The following is a 22,541-nucleotide window of genomic DNA, read 5'->3' as shown; positions in this document are numbered from 1 at the left end:
ACTCAAGGGACGTTAAAAAGGGGAAATCTGAATCGGCAGCCGGAGCGTCAGGTCTGACGCAGGGCAGTGAGGAGGTGGGCTAAGGAATCGCGCATGGCTGAATTAAGGGGTAATAAAGGAAGACGAGGAGCACCCACTGGCCATCCACTCAGCTCAAGAGCAGCTTTCACAGGGATGGGGTTGGAGGTGGCAAAGAGGGCCTGGAAGAGCGGCGTTAACTGCTCGTGCTGACCAAGGGCAACAGCGTTCTGACCGCTGAGGAACGCATCAATCATGTGGCGCAAACGCCTGCCAACAACATGACTGGCCACACTCACCACACCGACTGCACCAGCGGACAACATCGGCAAAAGCAAGCCGTCATCACCGCTGTAAACGGCGAGGCGAGGCCCACAGGCCAAGCGCAGCTCGGTGACTTCTTCAGTCGAGCCACTGGCCGCCTTGAAGCTCACCACGTTGGCGCAATCCATCAGCTGAGCTGCCGTGGCCGGAGCCATGCTCGTGCCAGTGCGTCCAGGCACGTTGTAAAGCATCAGTGGTAGCTCAGGAGCAGCCGTTGCAATCGTTCGAAAATGCGCTTCTAAGCCCTCTTGCGGAGGCTTGTTGTAATAAGGCACAACCAACAGGGCACCATCAGCGCCAGCCGACGCAGCTTCTCGCGTTGCCTTCACCGCTTCACTTGTGCTGTTGCTCCCCGTCCCTGCAAGCACCTTCACCCCAGGTCCAACGGCTTGACGGACCGCCTCCAGCATCTTGACTTGCTCCTGCCAGCTCAGCGTTGGCGATTCACCCGTCGTGCCACAAACGACAAGCCCCTCTGAACCTTCCTCGACAAGATGACGGGCCAAACGACCTGCCAAAGCCAAATCCACGCGGCCCTCAGCATCAAAGGGGGTCACCATGGCCGTCAACAGACGGCCAAACGGGGTCGGAGAAAGTTCAGCAGCAGTACTCATATGAATCAAACAGTAGGAAGAAGCAGTTCGGCGATTTGAATGGCATTCAGAGCGGCACCTTTGCGAATCTGATCACCACATAGCCAAAACTCAAGAGCATTCGGCTCACTGATGTCCTGACGAATTCGCCCCACCATCACCGGATCTCGACCGGTTACATCGGTGGGCATTGGGAAACGGTTGTGGGCAGCATCGTCGAGTAACTCAACACCAGGAGCAACAGCTAGGAGTGATCGGGCCTCCTCCACAGAGAAAGGCTCATGGAATTCAACATTGACCGCTTCTGAGTGAGCGCGCAACACAGGAACCCGTACGCACGTTGCTGTAAAGCGCAAGTCGAGGATTCCCATGATTTTACGGGTTTCATTCACCATTTTCAGCTCCTCTTCGCAGTAGCCATTCGGCTGAAGCGGTGAATTGTGCAAAAAAAGATTGAACGCAAGCGAATGGGGCAACACCTCACTGGTGGGGGTGCCTCCATCAAGCACCACCCGGGAGAGATCACGAAGCTCATCCATGGCGCGGGCACCGGCACCACTAGCCGATTGATAGGTGCTCACCACCACGCGCCGCAAGCGGCGACGCGACGCCAGCGGCGCTAAAGCCAAACTCAGCAGAATTGTGGTGCAGTTGGGATTGGCGATCACGCCTTGATGCTGCTGAGCAGCACTTGGATTCACTTCGGGAACCACTAAGGGCACGCCATCTTCCATGCGGAATGCGCTGGAGTTATCCACCATCACGGCTCCCGACGCCACGATCGCCTCGCGCCAAGCCTTGGACACCGAGCCGCCTGCCGAAGCGAGCACCAAATCAACTCCCTGGAAAGCTTTGGCTGTTGTCTCTTGAACCATGAGCTCCTGCCCCTTCCACGAGCAGTGACTCCCTGCAGAGCGAGCGGACGCCAAAAGACGCAGTTCAGCGACTGGAAAATTCCGTTCTTCAAGAAGGTGGAGAAGCTCCTGACCCACGGCACCACTGGCACCCAGCACCGCAACGGTGAGTGGTCGGTTTGGGAATGGCGCGGCGGAAATCAAACGAATGAAACTGGAACAAAAATCTGGGTTTAGGGGTGGCTACATGCCACTCACTGCATCGATCCCTGACGTTGTGACGCCGCAGGGAGTTGCTAAAGCGTTCCAATCAGCTTACGCGGAAGGCAAAGGACTCGCAGTTAATTAAGGTGATGGGTCTGCTCTTAAACGCCGCCGATGAGTGCCGCCAGCCTGAAGGTCACCTCCAAAGCCCGCCCCGGCAGCCGTCTGGCCGTTGAAGTAGCGATTCCAGCCGAACGCAGTCAGGCCAGCTACGAAGCGGCGATCTCACAGCTCAGTCGCAGCGTGAATCTGCCCGGATTCCGCAAAGGAAAGGTGCCTCGCTCTGTTCTCGTGCAACAACTGGGTGGACTGCGCATTCGCGCCACCGCGCTCGAGAACCTCGTGGACGCCATCTGGCGGGACACCATCAAACAGGAAACGATTGAAGCCCTAGGCCAACCCGAAGTGGATGGCGGCTACGAAGCCTTGCTGGAGTCTTTTGAACCTGGCAAGCCCCTTTCCGTCACCTTTGAAGCCGATGTGGCTCCCACCCCAACCCTGAAAACCACCAAGGGGCTGAAAGCGGAAGCGGAGAGCGTCAGCTTCGATGCCACAAAAGTGGATGACATGCTCGAGCAATCACGCCGTCAACTCGCCACCGTGGTTCCGGTGGAAGGCCGCAAGGCTGCAGAAGGCGACATCGCCGTGGTGGGTTTTAAAGGCATCTACAGCGACGACGGCAGCGAAATCGAAGGCGGCAGCTCCGATTCGATGGATGTGGACCTCGAGAATGGACGCATGATCCCGGGCTTCATTGAAGGCGTTGTGGGCATGGCCGTTGGTGATAGCAAAACCGTGGCCTGCAATTTCCCTGAGGACTACCCCAAGGAAGATGCGCGCGGACGCAAGGCCAGCTTCGAGATCGAACTGAAGGATCTCAAAACCAGAGAACTTCCCGACTTGGATGACGACTTCGCCAAACAAGCCAGCGAACAGGAAACCTTGGCCGAGCTCCGCTCTGACCTTGAAAAGCGTTTGAAGGATGACGCTGAGCGCCGTACCAGCAGCAATCGACGCGATGCCCTGCTCGCTGCTCTCGTCGAGCAACTTGAGGTGGAACTGCCTGAAACCTTGGTTCAACAGGAGGTGCGCAACCTCGTGGAACAAACCGCAGCTCAATTCTCACAACAGGGAATGGATGTGAAATCTCTGTTCACTCCTGAGCTCGTCCGCAACTTGATGGAAACCTCACGCCCGGAAGCGGAGGAGCGCTTGCGCCGCAGTCTTGCCCTCTCGGCCCTGGCGGAAGCAGAAAGCCTCAAGCTTGAGGACCCAGAGATCGACGCCAAAGTGAAGGAGGTCTCAGCCCAACTCACCGGTGAGCGTGACATCGACCCCAACCGTCTCCGTCAAGCGGTGATCGAGGATCTGCTCCAAGAAAAACTGCTCGGCTGGCTGGAAGAAAACAGCACCGTGAGTGAAAAGGCACCTGAGAAGGACAAGCCCAGCGCCACCGATGCCTGATCGGCGCCCATAGATTGCATTCATCTGTCCTCCCGCCCGCCGCCGCGTGATCAACGCCCGCAGCCACCACCCAATCGAAAACCGCTGGCGAGGAACCCTTCCCGTCTCGGCTCACGCCCCGTTTGCCTCTCCAGGGGTTCCCACGGTGGTGGAGCAGTCCGGACGAGGTGAACGCTCCTTTGATATTTATTCCCGTCTGCTCAGGGAGAGAATCATCTTTCTCGGCACCGACGTGAACGACCAGGTGGCGGATGCTCTGGTTGCTCAACTGCTTTTTCTAGAAGCGGAAGACCCTGAAAAAGACATTCAGGTGTACATCAATTCACCGGGCGGCTCGATTACTGCAGGTTTGGCGATCTACGACACCATGCAGCAGGTGGCACCAGACGTTGTCACCATCTGCTACGGCCTCGCTGCCTCGATGGGAGCATTCCTGCTGAGCGGAGGCTGCAAAGGCAAACGCTTAGCGCTCCCGAATGCCCGGATCATGATCCACCAACCCTTAGGCGGTGCCCAAGGTCAAGCCGTAGACATCGAAATCATGGCGCAGGAAATTTTATTTCTTAAGGAAACCCTGAACGGTCTGATGGCGGAGCATACCGGCCAACCGCTCGCCAAAATCACCGAAGACACTGAACGGGACTACTTCCTTTCTCCAGCAGAAGCGGTTGAATACGGATTGATCGATCGCGTTGTGGACAATCTCGGAGGCGAAGGAATCATTACGGGGGGCTGACATAGCCCATATTCCCCACGATCCTGCGTATCCAGTCCGATCCCACTCCGACCGGTTCTGTCTTCCCGTTTGATGTGTCCAGAGCCCGATGGCCAAATTTGACGCCCATCTGAAGTGCTCTTTCTGCGGAAAGTCCCAGGAGCAAGTGCGCAAACTGATCGCGGGTCCTGGGGTCTACATCTGTGATGAGTGCATCGATCTCTGCAACGAGATTCTTGACGAAGAGCTGATCGACGCTCAGGGCAATCCCCGTCACGGTGGCGAACCCTCCAAAAAAACTGCTGCAGGCGGCACTAGCAAAACCAGCAAACCTGCTCCAACTCTTGCCACGATCCCCAAGCCTCACGAAATCAAAGGCTTCCTAGACGAACAAGTCGTCGGTCAAGAAGCGGCCAAGAAGGTGATGGCTGTTGCCGTTTACAACCACTACAAACGCTTGGCATGGCAGGGCGATGGCCAAGGTGAAGCCGCCCAAACGGCCACCCGCCTGCACAAGAGCAACATCCTGCTGATTGGTCCAACCGGCTGCGGCAAAACACTGCTGGCTCAAACCCTGGCGGAAATGCTCGATGTGCCCTTCGCCGTTGCCGATGCCACCACCCTCACAGAGGCTGGCTACGTCGGAGAAGACGTTGAAAACATCCTGCTGCGGCTCCTGCAGAAAGCCGATATGGATGTGGAGCAGGCCCAACGGGGGATCATCTACATCGATGAAATCGACAAAATTGCGCGCAAAAGCGAAAACCCCTCGATCACGCGCGACGTGTCTGGGGAAGGCGTTCAACAGGCCCTTCTGAAAATGCTGGAGGGCACCGTGGCCAACGTGCCTCCTCAGGGCGGCCGCAAGCATCCCTATCAGGACTGCATCCAGATCGATACGAGCCAAATCCTGTTCATTTGTGGTGGAGCCTTCGTCGGCCTAGACGACGTGGTGCAAAAGCGCATGGGCCGCAATGCCATCGGCTTTGTGCCCAACGATGGACGGGGTCGCAACCGCGCCACCCGCGATATCCAAGCCGCCCAGGTGCTCCGTCATCTCGAACCCGATGATCTGGTCAAGTACGGCCTCATCCCAGAGTTCATTGGGCGCATGCCTGTGAGCGCCGTGCTCGAGCCATTAGACGAGAGCGCACTCGAATCGATCCTCACGGAACCACGTGACGCCCTGGTGAAGCAATTCAGCACTCTCTTGAGCATGGACAACGTGCAACTGGACTTCGAATCCCAGGCCGTTGAGGCGATTGCTAAAGAAGCTCACCGCCGCAAAACCGGCGCTCGAGCCCTGCGCGGAATCGTTGAGGAGTTGATGCTTGATCTGATGTACGAGCTGCCCTCCGATCAGACCGTGACAGCCTTCACGATCACCAAAGCCATGGTCGAAGAACACACCGGTGGCAAAGTGCTGCCCCTCCCCGACACCAAGCAGCACAAGGAGTCGGCTTGAACGTCACTCTGAATGGCCGCCGCTGACCATCTTTCAGTCCCGCGCCAGCACGGCCTGTTTCTGCATCACGGCATCGATCTGGGTGATGGAACCATCGCCCATTACCTCGAGGGCCGAGAAATTCTGCGCAGTCCGTTTGAGGAGTTCAAACGCGGGTTAGAGACCAGCGTTGTGGAGCATGACCATCCATCTCCAGCAGGGGTCACGCTGCGTCGAGCGATGAGCCGCATCGGCGAACAGCGCTACAACCTGCTGTTCAACAACTGCGAACATTTCGCCAGCTGGTGCAAAACCGGCCGGCATCAGAGCGGGCAAGTGGAGAGCTTCCTGCACAGCACCAGCCTCGGTGCTTTGGCCATAGGCCAGCTGATGCCCGCTGCGCTTCTCACAGGACTGCGATTGCTCCTTAAGCGGGGGTTGGTGAATGAACAATCCCGAGATCGCGCACGCCGCGGCCTATTGCAGCTGAAAAAACTCCGTCAAAGCTTGCTCAACCAACTAGAAAGCACGCTTGAGCAAGCAGAGGGCTGGATCCGCGGCGGCCCTAACAATGGCGCCAGCAATCGCTATGGAGAACAGAGCAGAAAGCTGCTCAAAGCTGGGCAAAGCCTCGCCGATGAACTCGCAGCCGTGGAAGAGCTCGAGCAACGCATCAGCGATTTGCTCAACGAGCAACATGGGCCTTCCATCAGCGATCAAGCTGAGTAGCCTCAAGATCTCGCGGGTAGTGCATGAGTCAGGCCTATCAGCCGCTGCATCACAAATACCGTCCTCAACGGTTTGATCAGCTGGTGGGTCAGGAGGCGATTGCCGCCACACTCGGCCATGCCCTTACCTCCGGGCGAATCGCACCGGCCTATCTGTTTAGCGGCCCACGCGGGACCGGCAAAACCTCCAGCGCCAGGATCCTGGCGCGCTCACTCAATTGCCTCAGCCACGACGGCCCAACACCCCAGCCCTGCGGGACTTGTGAGCTCTGCACCACGATTGCGCGAGGCACCGCACTTGATGTGATCGAGATCGATGCCGCCTCCAACACCGGTGTTGACAACATTCGCGATCTGATCGAACGCTCCCGATTCGCCCCTGTGCAGGCGCGCTGGAAGGTGTACGTGGTGGATGAGTGCCACATGCTCTCCACAGCCGCGTTTAACGCGCTGCTCAAAACCCTGGAAGAGCCACCGCCGCAGGTGGTGTTCGTGTTAGCCACGACCGACCCACAAAGGGTGCTGCCCACGATCCTGAGCCGCTGCCAGCGCTTTGACTTCAGGCGCATTCCACTCGAGGCTTTGAACTCGCACCTGGCCTGGATTGCCGAACAGGAGTCGATTCCAATCCAACCAGAGGCGCTGCATGTGGTGGCCCAGCGTGCCCAGGGAGGGTTGCGCGATGCAGAAAGCCTTCTCGATCAGCTCAGTCTCCTTCCGGGACCGATCAAAGCGGATGCGGTTTGGGATCTGTTGGGAGCGGTCCCAGAGCAAGAGCTTCTCAACCTCGCTGAAGCGCTTGCAGAGGGAGAGCCGCTCACGCTGCTTGAGGCGAGCCGACGCCTGCTGGATCGTGGCCGGGATCCCGGGGCTGTACTGCAGGGGTTGGCGGGCATTTTGCGCGACCTGGTGTTGATGGCTGTTGCACCGAACCGTCCAGAGCTCACCGGGGTATCACCACAATTTCGTGAGCAGTTGCCTGCACTCGCTCAACGCCTAGGCCGTCAGCGACTTCTGCACTGGCAGGCACAACTCAAGGGCAGCGAACAGCAACTGCGTCAAAGCGTGCAACCAAGGTTGTGGCTTGAAGTATTGCTGCTGGGCCTCCTTGCTGACGCCGAGCTCCCCGTTGCAAAACCCAGTTCTGCAGCACTGGCCAGCAGGCCATCAAACAGCGCTCCGACAGTCAGTCCCCAAGCAGCCATCAATCCTCCAGCCATCAGCACACCGGCGCTAGTCAGCACAGCTCCAGCAGCTGAAGCACAAGCACCACCCATCAGCCTTCCCAACACGAGTCCCCAACCGGTCGTCAGCTCAGAGCCTGCTCCGACGCCACCATCAGCGCAAGAACCTGCCCCTGACAGCCAAAATCTGCCGGAACTATGGCAACAGATTCTCGCCAGCCTCGAGCTCCCCTCCACCCGAATGCTGCTGTCACAGCAGGCGCAATTGGTACGACTCGATCCCCATCGCGCTGTGGTGCAGGTGGCTGGAAATTGGATGGGCATGGTCCAAAGCCGGGCCAGCTTGCTGGAGCAAGCCATCAAACGTTCCATTGGTGGAAACCGACAACTGGTCTTGGAAAACCACGGTGGTGCAGCCCCGATGGCCTCAACGCCATCCACCGCCGCCACACCGCAATCAACACCACCCACACCCATCACAGATCCAACGCCTTCTCTACCGACGCCGTTACAACCGACGCCGTCACAACCGAAACCAGCAGCTCCATCGCCAGTCGCGGCGCCCACCCTCATTTCAGAAGAGGTCTCTAAGCCGGGCTCCCCATCCATGGGTTCGCCAACTCCTCCTCCGCCAGCAGCGGACGTGAATCCCCCTTCGATCATGGATGAAAAAGTGAAGCGCTTTGCCGACTTTTTTAACGGTCAGGTCATGGATGTGGATCTGGACCATGACTAAACCGTTTCAACCATCAATGCTCAGGCTTTGACCGTCTCCTCAGTCCCGCGATGGCTGGTTTTTGCCCAAACCAATCGCTTAGGAAGCACCGCCATCCGCAGCGTGACCCAGGGAATTACAACGAACCAATGGCTGAGATAGGCAATACCCAACAGCAATGAGAATGGATTGGGTTGAGGTAGGGCAGGGCCTTCACTGAAGCGGCGGCACCCTCTCCAATAGGCCACGCCTGACACGCCAAACGCCACGATCGACAAGGGCCAGTACACCGGTGAGGTTCGCGTTAAGACACTGGTGACCAAGTCTGCAAAGGAGAGCACAGGGAGGACGTACTGAAGCAAGAAAAAACAAGCCAGGTCGCGTCTCTGGCCGACCGTTAAGCGATTGGATAACAACCCCGGCCAGTAATCAAAGAAGCGCTGCAACCCTCCTTCCGCCCAACGTTGTCGCTGCTTCCAAAGCGCCGAAATGGTCTCCACCGCTTCTTCTCGCACCGGTGGATTCCAAAGCAGCGTTGTGCGAGCACCCTGGAGCAAAAAACGAAAACTAAGGTCCAAGTCATCTGTGACCGTGTCTTCGTTGAAGCCACCGCAGGCTTCCAACACATCACGACGCAGCAACTGCCCGTTGCCACGAAGTTCAGACACCCCTCCACCCAACAGCCGCCCCTGCTGAATCAGCGCATCAAACGCCATCTCCATCGCCTGGACGCGTGTCAACAGGTTGGTGTCAGCGTTCGTTACCGCTTTGCGCATCTGCACCCCAGACCAATCACCCATCACGGCGATAGGAATCAAGCGTTCCAGCTGGTCGTCACTGATCTGACCATCGGCATCCAGCACGAGAATCCACTCCCCACTGCTTTGAGCCAACGCAGCATTCAACGCACCAGACTTCCCTCCACCTGCATTGCGCTGCCGGCGAATCACGTTCAGGTTGGGGTACTGAGGCTTCAGTTCATCGAGCAGATCTGGTGTTTTGTCTTCGCTGCCGTCATCAACGATCCAGGTGGTGAGTTGGTCAGCTGGATAGCGAAGCGCTCCCAGGCGTTCCATTAAACGTGCCACGACGGCCTCTTCATCCCTAGCCGCCACCACCACATCCACGTTGGGCCAAGAGGCAAGGCTCTCGATGACGGCGGGGTCCGCAGCCAAGGACGCCTCAGGGCTTGAGGTCCCATCCCCATCTTTTGCAGGGGTGCTGTTCGCGGGCATAGCGCTCGCGTCAGAGCCTCGCAGCGTTGTGCTGAGCGAGTACCCACCGAGCACGAGCGCAAGCGTGAGTGAAGGGATGAGACTCCTGGAGGGATCAAGCCAATGGGGTGCTGCTCCAGCGCAACCGCAAGCCACCAAAAACAAGGCTGTCTTACCGCGTCGGCGATCGCCTGTCCCTGCGGCCAACACCCTCTCACCGTTCGAATTCATCGGACTTTAAGGGGCCTGACCGGTATCAGAGCTTGAAAGCGGCTGGACCGTGGTCAATGTTGTCCCCGGATAGTAGTGACTGAGAATCCGTTCAAAGCTCCAACCACGAGCCGCCAAATCGATGGCACCGGCTTGCGAGAGGCCCACTCCATGACCAAATCCTCCACCGTTAAAACGCCATCGATCGGGCCCAAGTGTCTCAATCACAAACAAGGTGCTGGGCAGGCGACGCAGGGTGCGACGGATGCCATCCAACCGCAACATGACCGCCTCCCCGTCAGCCGTCATCTCGATGTCGAGGGCCAGCACCCTGCCACTCGCTCCCCTCTTCTGCACTCTGAGGGCACTTGGGACACCAGCAGACAAACCAGCAGCACGTAAAGCCTGGGCCACTTGGGCAGCGCTATACGTGCGCGACCAACGAAAACGAGGGTGATTCGTGCCATAGGCAGCATCGCCGCGCGCGAGCAAGCCACGCACAGAGGAGGCGTCCTGTAGCGGCAACGCCATTCCTTTGATCCATGCCGCTGAACCATCGGCACGGGCCTGAACATAAGGAAGGGAGTCCATCTCCCAGGCCTCTTCTCCTCCAGCCATCACCCCACCGTTGCTGGCGTGATACCAAGCGTGAATCGGCTCGCCCTTCCAAGCCAACACCTGTCCGGACGTCGCAGCAATCGCCTGACGCACCCCAGCACTGGCCTGACGGGGATCGCTGTACACCTGGCACTGCGTATCACTACATAGGTGATAGCCATCGATCGCAAACCGATGGCGATTCGCCAGGGCCCAGGTGCGCGCCAACACCGCCTGAGCCTCAAGTGCCGCCGCAGGAGATCCAGCGCCGATTTCATGGGGAACCACCCCCTCTAAATAACGCTCAAGCGGAACTTGCTCCAGCAAGGTCCAACTGCCATAGGCGTCCGGCTGAAGACGAAACGGGCCGCGCAGAACGCCTCCCTGCCAGAGCAGACCATTAGGAGACTCCAGCATCAGCGGTCCCTGCAGGGTTCGTCCACCCGAGGGGGCCTCCAAGACGATTTTTATCTCCGTTTTCAGCGTGCGCAACCAAGTCCGCACCGAGACCCCATCGAGCGGCTCAGCATCAATGGGTGCCCACACCTCCCAGTCGCCGGGATGGGCCACGCGCGCGACCACTCCTTGATCACGCCAGCTCCTCGCAATCCGTTCCGCTGATTCAAAACTGGCGAAGGGACCAGCAATCTGGCGTGCAATCTCCACAGGTGCAGCCAAAGGGGCAAGTCGCCAGCTGAGGCGCAGCGACCTGGCCTCGGCAACCTCGGTTCCGGATCTATCGCTCAATCTCAGTGACTGCTGGCCAGCACTGTTCAAGGTGAGCAAGGCCCCGGAACGTTGCGCGGTGGTGCCGCGGCCGAGGTGATCGTCCAGTGCCACCCATAAAGGCGCTGCATTGGCCTTGGGCGGCAATGGCACCGATCGATGGGTCACAACGGCAGGAGGGGCAGGTTCGAGGGTCGCTTCTTGAGCGCGGCAGCTGCAAGCGATCGCACTCACCAACGCCAACGGCACCACAACCCGGTGTTTCAGCCAGCCAAAGGGAGGATTCAAGACCACATTCGCTGCAACGTCATTCAGCATGAAGGGACTTGAAATGATTGGCTTTAAGGAAGGCAACGTTCTATGGTTGTTGATCATGCCGCGTGCAGCCAGACCAATGCCCAAGCTCAAGACCCGCAAATCAGCCGCCAAGCGGTTCAAAGCAACAGGCACTGGCAAGTTCATGCGTCGCCGCGCCTTTCATAATCACCTTCTCGATCACAAATCGCCGAAACAGAAGCGTCATTTGAAGACCAAGGCTGTGGTGGATCGCACCGACGAAGAACGCGTCACGCTGATGATGCCCTACGCCTGAGCTCAGGCCTGAGTCTTGCCAGGTGCTTAGCCACGCAGGACATTTTTCCCTCAATTTCTCCACATCTGATTCATGGCTCGCGTCAAGAGAGGCAATGTTGCCCGTAAACGCCGCAATAAAATTCTTCGCTTAGCCCGTGGCTTCCGCGGCAGCAACGGAACACTGTTCCGTACGGCAAATCAACGCGTCATGAAGGCGCTTTGTAATGCCTACCGCGATCGTCGTCGTCGCAAGCGTGATTTCCGCCGTCTTTGGATTGCACGGATCAATGCTGCAGCACGGATGAATGGCGTGAGCTATAGCCGTTTGATTGGTGGCCTCAAGAAAGCTGACGTGCGGATCAACCGCAAAATGTTGGCTCAAATGGCTGTTGTCGATCCTGCGAGTTTCGCCAACGTCGTGAATGCCACTCAGGGTTAATGATCAGTCCCAATCGGGACGTTTCTTGGGTCTGACATGAATGCTTTCCTGCCTCAGACCTATCTATTGGGCCTGATTGGCCTCTTGGCGATCGTCGCTGTTGTCGGCGGTCGCCAATTTTTACGTGTTCGTCGCGACGAACAAAGCCTGCTCAAGATGGAGCAAGCGAAGGTCGCGTCCTCCAAGGACGCAGGTGCTTTGTATGAGCTGGCGTCTGTTCAATTGCGCAAGCGCCTGTACCCACAGGCGATTGTGACGTTGCGCCAGGCCGTTAAAAGGCTCAACGACGAGCCCAATGAAGCGCGCGCACTCATCGAAAATGCCTTGGGCTATGCGCTAGCAGCTGAAAAAGATTTCACGACTGCCGTACGCCACTACAAAGCGGCACTACGAGCGAAAGAGGATTATCCAGTGGCGATTAATAATCTCGCTTTTGCCCAAGAACGCCTCCTAGAGAATGAGGAAGCCTGTGACCTCTATCGCCAAGCACTCGTTCTTGACCCTAAAAATAAAACAGCTCGCAAGCGATTAAATCGCTTGGAACGCTCCGCTGCAAAAGGAAAAACCTCCTCAAACCAAGCTTCACCAAAGGGCCCGGATGGGCGCGGATTCTGAAACAGCGCAGCTGCGCGAGAGGTCAAGACGTCCGCCTGAGTTGGTCAGCCTTGGAGCGTCCCATCCAGCCAACGAAAAGTCCTGTAAGCCTAAAAATCTCCCGCCAATTTCCAAGTCATTGGTGAGCTCAGGAGACAGAGGCAAAAGGTCAAGCTGATCCGACTTGGCATTGAGATTGCCCTGAACAGGCGTAGAGATTGAACCAATACGCATCTCACCGCGTAAATCCACCATCTGGCCCATTGGCTTCAAACGGGTCAAAGTCAATTCCACATCCACGGTGGAATTGGACGTAAATGAGGTGTAATTTCCGCACCACTCGCGAGGCAGAGTGGCTGCTAAGTCAGCCGCGCGGGCGACAGGATCAAAACTTTCAACCGATCCCTCAAGTTCGAGAGGAATCGCAAGTTGTGAACTATCAAACGATTGGGAAGACTCAAATGGTGCCTGAATCTCAACCGGTATGTCGATGACGGGAGGAACGGGCATGCACGGAATGGATGATGGACGCACGGTAGAGCGGTTGCGGCCTGCTTGACCGCATCACGATCCGGTTCTCCAACCAAACCGCAACTGACCCTTATGGATCCGACCCACTCTCACGACGATGCACTTCAAATCGGAGGGCGCAGCTTCCATAGCAGGCTGATCACGGGAACAGGCAAATACCCAAGCCTGGAGGCCATGCAGCACAGCCTGCAGCGCTCAGGCTGCGAGATGGTCACGGTTGCCGTGCGGCGGGTTCAGGCGGTCGCTGAGGGGCATGCAGGCCTGATGGAAGCAATTGACTGGTCTCGAATCTGGATGCTTCCCAATACGGCGGGGTGCATTAACGCGGAAGAGGCCGTACGGGTAGCCCGGCTCGGCAGGGAGCTCGCGAAGCTGGCCGGTCAAGACAACAACAACTTTGTGAAATTGGAGGTCATTCCAGACAGTCGTCATTTGCTGCCCGACCCCTTTGGCACATTGGAAGCGGCAGAAATGCTGGTGAAGGAGGGCTTCACAGTGCTCCCCTACATCAATGCCGACCCACTCCTGGCTAAGCGTTTGGAAGAGGCGGGCTGCGCCACCGTGATGCCGCTGGGATCCCCCATTGGATCAGGTCAGGGCTTGCGCAATGCCGCCAACATTGGTCTGATCATTGAGAACGCCAGGGTGCCGGTGGTGGTGGATGCGGGAATCGGCGTACCAAGTGATGCAGCCCAGGCGATGGAGATGGGCGCTGATGCCGTTCTCATCAACAGCGCCATCGCCCTCGCTGGACAACCTCCTCTCATGGCAGAAGCGATGGCCTCCGCCGTGCAGGCAGGACGCCAATCTTTGCTCGCTGGCCGATTGCCATCCCGTGCAGAAGCCTCTCCGAGCTCCCCCACCAGTGGACGCATCAACACCTAGCAACAACAATCCTCACACCAAAACGTTCATCACCTCGACGTAACAGCAGATCTCGGGGAGTAAAGGAACATGAAGGAGCACGAGCGCAACAACGATCAACTCCATAAGGTCCCGTTCAGTTGCAACTCATTCCATGCAGGTCACCCAAGAAGATGGCGGTCGCCTCAACGCCTTCGCGAAGGAACCTCGTATGGAAGTCATCAGCGATGAAGCCTCTCTCAGCAACGGGTCTCGGCTCCTGATCATCTCTGGCGCAGTGCTTGTGATCGCCCTTATGGCTCTGTCCGTAGCCGTCAGCTAAAAAGCCTGTAGTAGCTTGCCAGAAATCAGCGGCTTGCTCGCTTCAGCAGGAGTTTGGGGTGAAAGTTCTCGTTTTAGGTGGTGACGGCTTCTGCGGCTGGCCTTGTGCGGTGAATTTGGCTGACCAAGATCACGATGTTTTGATCGTGGACAACCTCAGCCGTCGCAAGATCGATATCGACCTTGAGGTGGAGTCGTTAACGCCGATCACGAGCATCGGTGAACGTCTCAACGTGTGGGAAAGCATTGGCGGCAAGCCCATGCGATTCATCCACATGGATATCGCCCACGAATACCAACGGCTCCTCGATCTCATCATCGAAGAGAAGCCCGATGCGATCGTGCACTTCGCCGAACAGCGCGCTGCGCCCTATTCCATGAAGAGCAGCGCCACCAAGCGCTACACCGTTGACAACAACGTGAACGGCACCCACAACCTGCTGGCCGCGATCGTCGAGTCTGGCCAAGACATCCACGTGGTGCACCTCGGCACCATGGGTGTGTACGGCTATGGCTCCCACCGTGGCGCCACCATTCCTGAGGGCTACCTCAAGGTGGAAGTGCCCCAGCCTGACGGCAGCCGTTTTGAAGAGGAAATTCTTCATCCGGCCAGTCCTGGCAGCGTTTATCACATGACCAAGACGCTCGATCAGTTGCTGTTCCTGTACTACAACAAGAACGACAAGGTCAGAATTACCGACCTTCACCAAGGGATTGTTTGGGGCACCAACACCGAGGCCACGGATCGTGATCCGCGTCTCACCAACCGCTTTGATTACGACGGTGACTACGGAACGGTTCTAAACCGGTTCCTGATGCAAGCAGCGATCGGATATCCCCTCACCGTGCATGGCACGGGCGGTCAAACCCGGGCTTTCATTCACATCCGTGACTCGGTGCGTTGCGTGCAGCTCGCGCTCGAAAACCGGCCAGAGAAAGGCGAACGTGTCAAGATCTTCAACCAAATGACCGAGAGCCACCAAGTGGGCGAACTCGCCAACAAGGTGGCTGCGCTGACAGGCGCTCAGGTCAACAATCTTCCGAACCCCCGCAATGAAGCCGTTGAAAACGATCTGATCGTGGACAACCGCTGCTTCATCGAGCTTGGGCTTAAACCCACCACCCTTGATGACGGCCTTCTCAAAGAAGTCGTAGAAATTGCGACGAAATACGCCGATCGCTGCGACCGCAATCGCATCCTCTGCACGTCGGCCTGGACCAAGACGCAGGCCCAAGCCATTGGCAACGCCTCCTGATCGGGACGAACCCTTGAAAATCGCCTTCTTTACAGAAACCTTCCTCCCCAAAGTCGACGGCATCGTCACCCGGCTCACCAAAACGGTGAAGCATTTGGTGGATGCGGGAGATGAGGTGGTGGTGTTTTGTCCGGAAGGCGCACCCAGCAACTACATGGGGGCGAAGGTGGTGGGCGTTCCTGCCATGCCCTTGCCGCTCTACCCAGAGCTGAAGCTGGCCTTACCGCGTCCAGCTGTCTCCGAGGCCATCGATGCCTTCCAGCCAGACCTGATCCACGTGGTGAACCCAGCGGTTCTGGGATTGGGAGGCATCTGGCTCGCCAAGACCAAATCCATCCCCCTGATCGCCAGCTATCACACACACCTGCCGAAGTATCTCGAGCACTACGGCATGGGCATGCTCGAACCCTTGTTGTGGGAGCTCCTAAAAGCGGCTCATAACCAAGCTGTGCTGAATCTCTGCACCTCCACCGCGATGGTGCAAGAGCTCAGCGATAAGGGCATCCAGCACACCGCGCTATGGCAGCGGGGCGTCGATACGGAGATGTTCCGGCCTGAGTTGCGTAGCCCAGAACTCCGTCAACGCTTGCTTGGTGAATACGACGACCGCGGAGAGCTTCTGCTGTATGTGGGTCGGCTCTCCGCAGAAAAGCAGATCGAACGGATCCGTCCGGTGCTGGAAGCCTTGCCCGATGCGCGACTGGCGCTGGTAGGCGATGGCCCCCACCGGCAGCAACTGGAGAAGCATTTCGAGGGAACAGCCACCACCTTTGTGGGTTATCTGGCTGGCGAAGAACTCGCTGGGGCCTATGCCAGCGGTGATGCCTTCCTCTTCCCCTCCAGCACCGAAACCCTTGGCCTTGTGTTGCTCGAGGCGATGGCCGCTGGCTGCCCCGTGGTGGGCGCCAATCGCGGCGGTATCCCGGACATCATTAGCGACGGTGTGAACGGTTGTCTCTATGAACCGGACGGAGCCGATGCGGGAGCAGGAAGCTTGATCGAAGCCACCGGCAAGCTGCTTGGTAATGACCTCGAGCGTCAAGCCCTCCGCAATGCCGCCCGCTCAGAAGCAGAACGTTGGGGCTGGGCCGGGGCAACGGAGCAACTACGGGGCTATTACCGTCAGGTGCTCTCCTCAGACATCAGCTCAGCGGCCTAAGTCAAGTCTGTTAGCGATTGCGGTTCCACACCTCAATCACTTTCTTAGCCATCGGTAGCGCATGCACTGAGCCACCCCCAGGGGTGTTCTGAGCAAAGGCCACCACAACGATCTCTCCATTCGGGTAAGGGGCATAACTGGCAAACCAGGCATGATCTGGGCCGCCCGTGCTGTCCTCCGCTGTACCGGTCTTGCCAGCCGAAGGAGGAATCCCCTCACCGTTCAGGCCGTAGCCGGTGCCATCCTCCACCACCTTGCGCAAGCCTTCACGGATCTTGGCCAGGGTTGATGGCTTGATCGGCAGCTTGGAGCGCCGCGATGGAGCGGTCCAATCCAAGCCTTGATCTGCCAGATGGGGGGTGACCAGCCAACCACCATTGGCAAACACGCAATACGCCCGTGCCAATTGCAGAGGGGTAATCTGCACCACCGACTGGCCAATCGAAGCAGAGGCCATGTCCTCAGGGATCCAAGGAGTGGAACCAGGCTCCGCCCAGCCGCGGCCATCCTTCGCCCAATCTTCATCTCCTACGAGACCCACGTTTTCCTCCCAACCGATCTCAATCCCTGTCTTACGCCCAAAACCCAGTTGCGTGGCCGCTTTCTTGAGAGCGAGCGAACCCGAACCCACACCCACTTGATAGAAAAAGGTGTTGCTAGAGAAACGCAGGGCATCGGCGTAGCCAATCCGTCCAAACCCAGCGCCATTGTGATCAGGAAAACAATGACCGCCGTAGGTGATGCAGGCGGTGGTGTTCAACTTGACCTCAGGAGGAAACTTGCCCGACGCCATCCCTGCCATTGCCGTCACGGGCTTCCAAGTGCTTCCAGGGTCATAGGCATTCATGGCACGGCTCAGCAGCGGCTTTTTGGGATTGGAAAACAGTGCGTCGTACTCCTTCTGAGTGGTGACAAGTTTCGAGAAAAAGTTGGGGTCAAAATTCGGGTTGCTCGCAAGGGCCAGGATCGCTCCGTTGCGAGGGTCCATCGCCACGATTGCGCCGCCAGGTTTATCAGCCAACGCCTGCTCAGCCGTCTTCTGAAGATCAAGATCGAGCGTGAGCGTGAGGTCTTTTCCTGCCACCGATGGTCGATCACCTAGGTGCCTCTGCACCTCACCCATGGCATTCACTTCGAGCATTTGCCCGCCCCACTTGCCACGTAAATGCGACTCGTAGGCCGCCTCGACGCCGATGCGACCAATTCGATCGCGAATCTTGTAACCCCGATCAGCCAGTGCTTTGTATTCCTGCTCAGTGATCGGCTGGGTGTATCCGAGGGTATGGGCTGCGAGCGTTCCGTGGGGATAGGCGCGAAGAATATCCACGTCCACTTGGGCTCCCTGCAGTCCGAGGGACTGCTCGCGGAAACGAAGCACCTGCTCGGAGCTGAGTTCGCTGGCCAAATTGATGCGGTAACCATTCCGATCCGGCCCCGACTGGCGGCGACGATCCAGCGTCAACGGGTTCAGATCCAGAAGCCTGGCAAGGCGATCGCGCAACTCCGGCCAGGCCGCGTCATCCACCAAGCGCGGCTCCACATACAAGGAATAGGTGAGCTTGCTGGAGGCCAAGACCCGTCCTTTGCGATCAAGCAGACGGCCACGCGTTGGCGATCTGGGTACGAGTCGAATGCGGTTTTCATCCGCCAACTGCCTGTAGCGAGGGCCCTCCAACACCTGGAGCCACACCAGGCGAGCAACCATGGCGCTGCAAAACAACAGCACCAATCCGAACAAGACCAGGGGCTGCTGGCGCAATCCGCTTTGACGCTGAGCATCCTTTTGGGAAGAGGCGGAGCGGGTCATGCCCTTTAGCTCTCTTGCTCTAACTGAGCTTCCAAGGCCTGAAGCCGCTGGGTAATCCTCGAGAGAACCTCGCCTAACTGCTGTTCTTCCTGTTCTGGTGAACGGCCTTCTTCTAGGACGTCAACCACCTCATCTGAAGGCTCCTCCACAGCCACCTGCACCGGCATGACTGGATTGCCGAGCCCAGGACTCACTTGATCGAGTCGTTCACGCACACCCTTCGCTGCCGGCTCACCTTCATCGCGCAACTCACGCAAAGGATCCGACCCGCCTGAGGTGAACGATTCCACCGCCTTGCCGGGGCCTCCAGTACGGACCCGCTCCACTAAGGCGAGCCCCACAGGCAACACGTCCTGCATTAACGCCAGTCTCAGGGTGTCAAACGGTTGCTTGTCAGCCATGAGCAGACCCGAACTCAGCGCACTCCAGTCTGCTGCGGAGGAGGCAAAAGTGTTGGACAACTTGAATGAGATGACCCAAGCCACCAACCCCCCACACCTGTGAGCACCAACAACGCCACCGCTGGGGCCAAGGCGTGATGGGTGGCTTCTAAGGCAAGCCATTCCCCCCACGAGCGCCAAAAACGATCACGATCAAAGCGACGTCGCTCCCACGCTTCCTGCTTAGCGCGTCGCCGGTACGACTTCTCCACCCAACGCTCGAACGATCGCTTCTTGGTGATCGCCATCTTGCGCTCCACCTCAAGCAGATGTCCGGAGCTGAGCTCAGGATGAAACGTCCCAATCAGCTCCATGCTTTTGAGGAACATCTCCACGGCTCCATCCTTGATCTCCCGATCGGAATCTTTGAGCAAGGTCCAGTCGAGCTCGGGATAAAAGCGACTGCGATTCACGGCAATCTGCTCTTCCGGGAGCTGGCCCGGTTCGCGCAACCAACGATCCGTATTGCTGTCGAAGCGACGCCAATACAAGAAGGGGTTGATATAGATCGTTTTCCCTGCCAACAGAATGCTGTCTTGCTGAAGACGGCGCTGAAGCTGGAGGTCCTGCTCTTGAGCAGCGGTCAAGGGGATTGATGCCGGGCGCTAAGGATATCGACGCTGAGGCCCATCCACCAGCCCCTCAAACAGGCTCATTCCCACTCAATCGTTCCCGGAGGCTTACTGGTGATGTCCATCACCACGCGATTCACTCCTTTCACCTCATTCACGATCCGATTAGAAATCGTTTCCATCAGGTCGTAGGGAAGCCTCGACCAATCGGCGGTCATGCCGTCCTCACTCGACACACAGCGCAGCACGATCGGCCAGGCATAGGTGCGCTTATCGCCCATCACACCCACGGAGCGCACGGGAAGAAGCACTGCAAACGCCTGCCAAATGTCGTGATACAGCCCTGCCGCATTTACCTCCTCGCGCACAATCAGATCAGCATCACGCAAACAATCAAGCTTTTCCTCCGTGACTTCGCCCAAGATGCGAATGGCCAGTCCAGGGCCAGGAAAAGGATGACGACTCACGATCTCCTCGGGCAACCCAAGCGTTCGGCCCACCTTGCGAACTTCATCCTTAAACAGTTTGCGTAAGGGCTCCACCAACTTGAAACGCAGATCCTTAGGAAGCCCCCCAACGTTGTGATGGCTCTTGATCTTCACAGCCACACGCTCGCCGGTTTTGGGGTCCACGTTGGTGCCAGCGCTTTCAATCACATCTGGATACAACGTGCCCTGGGCTAAGTAATCAAAGGGGCCAAGACGGCGACTTTCCTCTTCAAATACACGGATAAATTCCGTACCGATGATTTTGCGCTTCTCCTCTGGATCCGTAATGCCATCGAGCTTCTTGATAAACCGTTCTCGAGCATTGATGTACTCCACGTGAATATTAAATTTGCGATCAAAGAACTCCATCAGGAATTCAGGCTCGCCTTTGCGCATAAAGCCTTGATCGATAAACATGCAGGTGAGTTGATCTCCAATCGCTTTCTTCAATAAAAAAGCAAGGGTTGAAGAATCTACGCCTCCTGATAGGGCAAGCAGCACCCGCTTTTTACCAACCTGTTCACGCACGTTGGCGACAGCTTCATCGATAAAAGTCTCAGTGGTCCAATCCGGTTCGCAACCGCAGATGTGATAAACAAAATTGCGAATCATCACCATTCCACCGCTGGAATGCACCACCTCAGGATGAAATTGAGTGCCATATAAACGTCGACTCTGATTCGCAATCGCCGCCTCAGGCGTATTCGCTGTATGAGCCAAACGCACGAAGCCCTCGGGCAAGGCCTCCACGGAATCACCGTGACTCATCCACATCGTGGAACCACTCTCCACATTCGTAAGCAGTTCAGTGGGGTCATCCACCACGAGCGGAGCCTTGCCGTATTCGGCCTTACCCGTGGCTGCCACCACCTGACCACCAAGCTGCTGAACCATCAACTGCATGCCGTAGCAGACCCCCAGCACAGGGATGCCCAGATCCCAAATTGCTGGATCGCAGAGGGGGGCCTCATCGGCATAGACCGAACTTGGGCCTCCGCTGAGGATGATTCCACGGGGAGACAAAGCCCGTAATTCTTCAGCGCTGGTGCTGTAGCCCAACACCAGCGAGAACACCTCCGTCTCGCGCACTCGGCGTGCAATCAGTTCCGAGTACTGGGAACCGAAATCAAGAATGACGATGGCCGGTTTGCGCTGACCTTCGCTCTGGACTGATGACATACCGCACTAGGACCGTCAAAAGAACGGCCTTCCAAACCTTCAGTTCCTTCAGCGTAGAGAAGGATCAAAACCGGCTTCTTCCCCTTCCGAATGAATGCCAAGTCCGCAGCGGGCGAGAAGCGAGTGTCCTGTCAATCCGGTCCAGCGCAGCTGGCGTTGGCGATCAAACAATGCCGCACCGACCCGCATAGGCCAGCTGCCATACCGCTTTAGGTAAGCCTCGCTTCGCAGTTCAACCGCCTGTGCAATCGCTTGCCAGACCCGATCAGCCTCGGTGCAATCGTGCTTCTGAAGCTCTTGAAGCGCTGATTCCATCGACGCACAACCCAGCAGCTCTTTGATCAGATCAACACCGAGTCCCTGCTGCAGGGCAATCGCCGCAAGAACCTCTAAGCGACCATCTGCCAAATGGTGATGGGTATGGAAGATCCCGCCAGCCAATTTGACCAGCTTTCCGTGATAGCCGAGCAACAGCAGATTGCTCACACCCGCTTCCGCACTGGCCACAAGCAAAGGTCCAATCCAGTTCCCTGCCTTCAACAAAGGCTGTTGATCAGCAAGACCCAGCTGATGAGCGAGATCCAACCCGTTCTCACCAATCACCAGGGTGAGAGCTCCGCCGAAATCGGCTGCTCCCGCAATCGCCTGAAGAGCATCAAGGCTGGCGCGCAGCTGATCCGGCGATGCACTCGACTGCACCTCAGCTTGCGTGCCGATTAAGGCCAAGCCATCCACCACGCCAAACGCTGCATTACTCGTGCGCTGGGCCAGCTCGCGGCCAAGCGGAAACACAACTTCCAACTGCAAACATCGACCAGGAGGAACCAGGTCGCGCAGATTGGCCTCAAGCAAACGGCGAGCGAAGTCAGACGCGCAAAGATCACCTGCACTCCCCTGTCTGCCGAGTCCCTCCCCCGGCACGATCTCCAACCAACCTGTTTCCGGTTCACTCCATCGCGCCTGAATCCAAATTTCTAAATCTCGCGTGAGATCCAGCCCTGGACCTGGATCGCAACGACTGATCGCCAGCGCCTGCTCACCCGCCAGCAAGGGCGCTGAAGACTGAATCGGCACATTTAGCGGCTGATCGCGACCTGGAATCTGCAGCGATTGTGGATTTTCAGCGGTCTGACCACACAGCACTTGCGTAGCCGCACGAGCTGCGGCGGCAACCCAGACGGGGAGAGTCAGCCCTTGGAAAGCATCTGTGAGGGATTGAGTGATACCGAATTGCAAGCGGATCGTTTTTTAGAATGAACGATTGGCGC

General features: G+C 57.7%; 22 protein-coding genes. 12 read left to right on the top strand and 10 right to left on the bottom strand.

Going from position 1 to position 22,541, the window contains the following annotated elements; all coding sequences use genetic code 11:
- Positions 1–47: 47 nt before the first annotated feature.
- Entirely contained in the window at positions 48–956 is a 909-nt protein-coding gene (dapA, locus tag SynPROS91_RS00340) for a 4-hydroxy-tetrahydrodipicolinate synthase (RefSeq protein WP_186517405.1), read from the bottom strand.
- 5 nt (positions 957–961) lie between these two features.
- Positions 962–1,993, bottom strand: a complete 1,032-nt coding sequence (locus tag SynPROS91_RS00335) for an aspartate-semialdehyde dehydrogenase (RefSeq protein WP_186517403.1) — start codon at positions 1,991–1,993, stop codon at positions 962–964.
- Between the two features lie 174 nt (positions 1,994–2,167).
- Between SynPROS91_RS00335 and tig the strand changes: the two genes are divergently transcribed.
- The 5 genes from tig (at position 2,168) to SynPROS91_RS00310 (ending at position 8,324) form a co-directional block, all read left to right on the top strand.
- The gene (gene tig / locus SynPROS91_RS00330) at positions 2,168–3,517 is read left to right on the top strand and encodes a trigger factor (protein ID WP_186517395.1); all 1,350 of its coding nucleotides are present in this window, start codon (positions 2,168–2,170) and stop codon (positions 3,515–3,517) included.
- Positions 3,518–3,563: 46 nt separating this feature from the next.
- Entirely contained in the window at positions 3,564–4,253 is a 690-nt protein-coding gene (gene clpP / locus SynPROS91_RS00325; protein ID WP_186517393.1) for an ATP-dependent Clp endopeptidase proteolytic subunit ClpP, read from the top strand.
- Positions 4,254–4,341: 88 nt separating this feature from the next.
- Positions 4,342–5,697: an ATP-dependent protease ATP-binding subunit ClpX gene (clpX, locus tag SynPROS91_RS00320; RefSeq protein WP_186517391.1), complete on the top strand. Its 1,356-nt coding sequence runs from the start codon at positions 4,342–4,344 to the stop codon at positions 5,695–5,697.
- A gap of 12 nt (positions 5,698–5,709) precedes the next feature.
- Entirely contained in the window at positions 5,710–6,405 is a 696-nt protein-coding gene (locus SynPROS91_RS00315) for a lecithin retinol acyltransferase family protein (RefSeq protein WP_186517389.1), read from the top strand.
- A 23-nt stretch (positions 6,406–6,428) separates the two neighbouring features.
- Positions 6,429–8,324: a DNA polymerase III subunit gamma/tau gene (locus tag SynPROS91_RS00310; RefSeq protein WP_186517387.1), complete on the top strand. Its 1,896-nt coding sequence runs from the start codon at positions 6,429–6,431 to the stop codon at positions 8,322–8,324.
- 20 nt (positions 8,325–8,344) lie between these two features.
- On the opposite strand, the gene SynPROS91_RS00305 is transcribed toward SynPROS91_RS00310, so the two are convergent.
- Both SynPROS91_RS00305 and SynPROS91_RS00300 read right to left on the bottom strand, forming a co-directional pair.
- Positions 8,345–9,748 (bottom strand): glycosyltransferase family 2 protein, encoded by a 1,404-nt coding sequence (locus SynPROS91_RS00305; RefSeq protein WP_186517385.1) that lies wholly within the window; start codon positions 9,746–9,748, stop codon positions 8,345–8,347.
- Positions 9,749–9,754: 6 nt separating this feature from the next.
- Entirely contained in the window at positions 9,755–11,368 is a 1,614-nt protein-coding gene (locus SynPROS91_RS00300; RefSeq protein WP_186517383.1) for a SpoIID/LytB domain-containing protein, read from the bottom strand.
- Between the two features lie 76 nt (positions 11,369–11,444).
- Between SynPROS91_RS00300 and rpmI the strand changes: the two genes are divergently transcribed.
- The 3 genes from rpmI to SynPROS91_RS00285 all read left to right on the top strand — a co-directional run bounded on the left by rpmI (position 11,445) and on the right by SynPROS91_RS00285 (position 12,677).
- Positions 11,445–11,642 (top strand): 50S ribosomal protein L35, encoded by a 198-nt coding sequence (gene rpmI, locus SynPROS91_RS00295; protein WP_186519251.1) that lies wholly within the window; start codon positions 11,445–11,447, stop codon positions 11,640–11,642.
- A gap of 72 nt (positions 11,643–11,714) precedes the next feature.
- On the top strand, positions 11,715–12,062 hold the full coding sequence (rplT, locus tag SynPROS91_RS00290; protein ID WP_006855011.1) for a 50S ribosomal protein L20: 348 nt from the start codon (positions 11,715–11,717) through the stop codon (positions 12,060–12,062).
- 36 nt (positions 12,063–12,098) lie between these two features.
- A complete protein-coding gene (locus tag SynPROS91_RS00285; RefSeq protein ID WP_186517381.1) occupies positions 12,099–12,677 on the top strand; it encodes a hypothetical protein in 579 nt (192 codons plus the stop codon).
- Here the strand turns inward: SynPROS91_RS00285 and SynPROS91_RS00280 are convergent.
- On the bottom strand, positions 12,645–13,166 hold the full coding sequence (locus tag SynPROS91_RS00280; RefSeq protein WP_186517379.1) for a hypothetical protein: 522 nt from the start codon (positions 13,164–13,166) through the stop codon (positions 12,645–12,647). The two genes, SynPROS91_RS00285 and SynPROS91_RS00280, sit on opposite strands and share 33 nt — an antisense overlap.
- A 93-nt stretch (positions 13,167–13,259) precedes the next feature.
- Between SynPROS91_RS00280 and SynPROS91_RS00275 the strand changes: the two genes are divergently transcribed.
- The 4 genes from SynPROS91_RS00275 (at position 13,260) to SynPROS91_RS00260 (ending at position 16,787) form a co-directional block, all read left to right on the top strand.
- Positions 13,260–14,072 (top strand): thiazole synthase, encoded by an 813-nt coding sequence (locus tag SynPROS91_RS00275; protein WP_186517377.1) that lies wholly within the window; start codon positions 13,260–13,262, stop codon positions 14,070–14,072.
- A 133-nt stretch (positions 14,073–14,205) separates the two neighbouring features.
- Positions 14,206–14,373 (top strand): photosystem II assembly protein Psb34, encoded by a 168-nt coding sequence (gene psb34, locus SynPROS91_RS00270; protein ID WP_186517375.1) that lies wholly within the window; start codon positions 14,206–14,208, stop codon positions 14,371–14,373.
- A 58-nt stretch (positions 14,374–14,431) separates the two neighbouring features.
- A complete protein-coding gene (locus SynPROS91_RS00265; protein WP_186517373.1) occupies positions 14,432–15,628 on the top strand; it encodes an NAD-dependent epimerase/dehydratase family protein in 1,197 nt (398 codons plus the stop codon).
- A gap of 13 nt (positions 15,629–15,641) precedes the next feature.
- Complete coding sequence (locus SynPROS91_RS00260; RefSeq protein ID WP_186519249.1) at positions 15,642–16,787, top strand: glycosyltransferase family 1 protein; 1,146 nt, start codon at positions 15,642–15,644, stop codon at positions 16,785–16,787.
- 10 nt (positions 16,788–16,797) lie between these two features.
- On the opposite strand, the gene mrdA is transcribed toward SynPROS91_RS00260, so the two are convergent.
- The 5 genes from mrdA to cbiD all read right to left on the bottom strand — a co-directional run bounded on the left by mrdA (position 16,798) and on the right by cbiD (position 22,497).
- Positions 16,798–18,594 carry a penicillin-binding protein 2 gene (gene mrdA / locus SynPROS91_RS00255; protein ID WP_186517372.1) on the bottom strand — a complete coding sequence of 599 codons (1,797 nt, stop codon included), beginning with the start codon at positions 18,592–18,594 and terminating at the stop codon, positions 16,798–16,800.
- Between the two features lie 5 nt (positions 18,595–18,599).
- The gene (locus tag SynPROS91_RS00250; RefSeq protein ID WP_186517370.1) at positions 18,600–18,995 is read right to left on the bottom strand and encodes a hypothetical protein; all 396 of its coding nucleotides are present in this window, start codon (positions 18,993–18,995) and stop codon (positions 18,600–18,602) included.
- Positions 18,996–19,009: 14 nt separating this feature from the next.
- On the bottom strand, positions 19,010–19,621 hold the full coding sequence (locus SynPROS91_RS00245; protein WP_186517368.1) for a hypothetical protein: 612 nt from the start codon (positions 19,619–19,621) through the stop codon (positions 19,010–19,012).
- 65 nt (positions 19,622–19,686) lie between these two features.
- Positions 19,687–21,273, bottom strand: a complete 1,587-nt coding sequence (gene guaA, locus SynPROS91_RS00240) for a glutamine-hydrolyzing GMP synthase (protein ID WP_186517366.1) — start codon at positions 21,271–21,273, stop codon at positions 19,687–19,689.
- 48 nt (positions 21,274–21,321) lie between these two features.
- Positions 21,322–22,497 carry a cobalt-precorrin-5B (C(1))-methyltransferase CbiD gene (cbiD, locus tag SynPROS91_RS00235; protein WP_186519247.1) on the bottom strand — a complete coding sequence of 392 codons (1,176 nt, stop codon included), beginning with the start codon at positions 22,495–22,497 and terminating at the stop codon, positions 21,322–21,324.
- Positions 22,498–22,541: the final 44 nt, after the last annotated feature.

Source organism: Synechococcus sp. PROS-9-1, assembly GCF_014279775.1.
Classification (GTDB): domain Bacteria; phylum Cyanobacteriota; class Cyanobacteriia; order PCC-6307; family Cyanobiaceae; genus Synechococcus_C.
This window is presented reverse-complemented; position numbering and strand designations above follow the sequence as displayed.

Coding starts and splice junctions, on each gene's coding strand:
- psb34 (WP_186517375.1), top strand. CDS start 14,206: ATGCAGGTCACCCAAGAAGATGGCGGTCGCCTCAACGCCTTCGCGAAG.
- SynPROS91_RS00315 (WP_186517389.1), top strand. CDS start 5,710: ATGGCCGCCGCTGACCATCTTTCAGTCCCGCGCCAGCACGGCCTGTTT.
- SynPROS91_RS00280 (WP_186517379.1), bottom strand. CDS start 13,166: ATGCCCGTTCCTCCCGTCATCGACATACCGGTTGAGATTCAGGCACCA.
- SynPROS91_RS00275 (WP_186517377.1), top strand. CDS start 13,260: ATGGATCCGACCCACTCTCACGACGATGCACTTCAAATCGGAGGGCGC.
- guaA (WP_186517366.1), bottom strand. CDS start 21,273: ATGTCATCAGTCCAGAGCGAAGGTCAGCGCAAACCGGCCATCGTCATT.
- SynPROS91_RS00285 (WP_186517381.1), top strand. CDS start 12,099: ATGAATGCTTTCCTGCCTCAGACCTATCTATTGGGCCTGATTGGCCTC.
- SynPROS91_RS00310 (WP_186517387.1), top strand. CDS start 6,429: ATGAGTCAGGCCTATCAGCCGCTGCATCACAAATACCGTCCTCAACGG.
- rplT (WP_006855011.1), top strand. CDS start 11,715: ATGGCTCGCGTCAAGAGAGGCAATGTTGCCCGTAAACGCCGCAATAAA.
- clpX (WP_186517391.1), top strand. CDS start 4,342: ATGGCCAAATTTGACGCCCATCTGAAGTGCTCTTTCTGCGGAAAGTCC.
- SynPROS91_RS00300 (WP_186517383.1), bottom strand. CDS start 11,368: ATGCTGAATGACGTTGCAGCGAATGTGGTCTTGAATCCTCCCTTTGGC.
- tig (WP_186517395.1), top strand. CDS start 2,168: ATGAGTGCCGCCAGCCTGAAGGTCACCTCCAAAGCCCGCCCCGGCAGC.
- SynPROS91_RS00305 (WP_186517385.1), bottom strand. CDS start 9,748: ATGAATTCGAACGGTGAGAGGGTGTTGGCCGCAGGGACAGGCGATCGC.
- SynPROS91_RS00250 (WP_186517370.1), bottom strand. CDS start 18,995: ATGGCTGACAAGCAACCGTTTGACACCCTGAGACTGGCGTTAATGCAG.
- mrdA (WP_186517372.1), bottom strand. CDS start 18,594: ATGACCCGCTCCGCCTCTTCCCAAAAGGATGCTCAGCGTCAAAGCGGA.
- rpmI (WP_186519251.1), top strand. CDS start 11,445: ATGCCCAAGCTCAAGACCCGCAAATCAGCCGCCAAGCGGTTCAAAGCA.
- dapA (WP_186517405.1), bottom strand. CDS start 956: ATGAGTACTGCTGCTGAACTTTCTCCGACCCCGTTTGGCCGTCTGTTG.